The 1,130-nt window shown below is 48.3% G+C and carries 10 tRNA genes; all 10 read left to right on the top strand.

The features are described from left to right. Positions 1 to 157: 157 nt before the first annotated feature. Positions 158 to 233: transfer RNA gene (locus ITJ88_RS15930), tRNA-Asp, on the top strand. Positions 234 to 243: 10 nt separating this feature from the next. Continuing rightward, positions 244 to 319: transfer RNA gene (locus tag ITJ88_RS15925), tRNA-Phe, on the top strand. A gap of 8 nt (positions 320 to 327) precedes the next feature. Then, positions 328 to 403, top strand: a tRNA-Thr gene (locus ITJ88_RS15920). Between the two features lie 12 nt (positions 404 to 415). Further along, a tRNA-His gene (locus ITJ88_RS15915) sits at positions 416 to 491 on the top strand. Positions 492 to 514: 23 nt separating this feature from the next. After that, a tRNA-Lys gene (locus ITJ88_RS15910) sits at positions 515 to 590 on the top strand. A gap of 7 nt (positions 591 to 597) precedes the next feature. Next, positions 598 to 681: transfer RNA gene (locus tag ITJ88_RS15905), tRNA-Leu, on the top strand. Positions 682 to 688: 7 nt separating this feature from the next. Further along, positions 689 to 763 (top strand) — tRNA-Gly (locus ITJ88_RS15900). 21 nt (positions 764 to 784) lie between these two features. After that, positions 785 to 871, top strand: a tRNA-Leu gene (locus ITJ88_RS15895). Between the two features lie 6 nt (positions 872 to 877). Then, positions 878 to 951: transfer RNA gene (locus tag ITJ88_RS15890), tRNA-Arg, on the top strand. A 5-nt stretch (positions 952 to 956) separates the two neighbouring features. Next, positions 957 to 1,033: transfer RNA gene (locus ITJ88_RS15885), tRNA-Pro, on the top strand. The last annotated feature ends 97 nt before the right edge of the window (positions 1,034 to 1,130 follow it).

Raw genomic sequence — 1,130 nt, 5'->3', positions numbered from 1 at the left:
GCCGAACACGGAAGTTAAGCACTTGAACGCCGAAAGTAGTTGGGGGCTTCCCCCTGTGAGGATAGGACGTTGCCAGGCTTTTGTTTTTTTAATAAAACAATTGACAGACTTACATAGATGTTTTATCATTATAGAAGTCGTCACCTTATACTTAAACGGTCCTGTGGTGTAGCGGTTAACATGCCTGCCTGTCACGCAGGAGATCGCGGGTTCGAATCCCGTCAGGACCGCCATTTTAATATCGGCTTTGTAGCTCAGTTGGTAGAGCAAAGGACTGAAAATCCTTGTGTCGGCGGTTCGATTCCGTCCAAAGCCACCATTTCTTTTGCCGGTGTAGCTCAGCTGGTAGAGCAACTGACTTGTAATCAGTAGGTCGCGGGTTCGACTCCTGTTGCCGGCACCATTTTTTATTGTGGCGATTGTGGCGAAGTGGTTAACGCACCGGATTGTGATTCCGGCATTCGTGGGTTCAATTCCCATCAGTCGCCCCATTTTTTAACTTCATATCATTTATGTGTCATTAGCTCAGTTGGTAGAGCATCTGACTTTTAATCAGAGGGTCGCAGGTTCGAATCCTGCATGACACACCATTTTTATGCGGGTGTGGCGGAATTGGTAGACGCGCTAGATTTAGGATCTAGTGTCTTTGACGTGGGGGTTCAAGTCCCTTCACCCGTACCATTTATATGCGGAAGTAGTTCAGTGGTAGAATACGACCTTGCCAAGGTCGGGGTCGCGGGTTCGAATCCCGTCTTCCGCTCCATTTATATTTGAATAGCATTATGCGGTCGTGGCGGAATCGGTAGACGCGCTAGGTTGAGGGCCTAGTGGTGGCAACATCGTGGAGGTTCAAGTCCTCTCGACCGCACCATATGATGCACCCTTAGCTCAGCTGGATAGAGTACTTGACTACGAATCAAGGGGTCGGGAGTTCGAATCTCTCAGGGTGCACTTTTCGGGAAGTAGCTCAGCTTGGTAGAGCACTTGGTTTGGGACCAAGGGGTCGCAGGTTCGAATCCTGTCTTCCCGACCATTATTTTCATACGAAGTACATTGGACTTTGAAAACTGAACGATGAGGCAAAAATCGTATTCTACGGAATACAAAAACGAATGAAGCGCAAGCTTCGT

It is taken from the genome of Exiguobacterium abrahamii, assembly GCF_015645365.1.
GTDB classification, from domain to species: domain Bacteria; phylum Bacillota; class Bacilli; order Exiguobacteriales; family Exiguobacteriaceae; genus Exiguobacterium_A; species Exiguobacterium_A abrahamii.
Note: the sequence above shows the minus strand (reverse complement) of the source record. Positions and strands in the feature narration are given on the sequence as shown.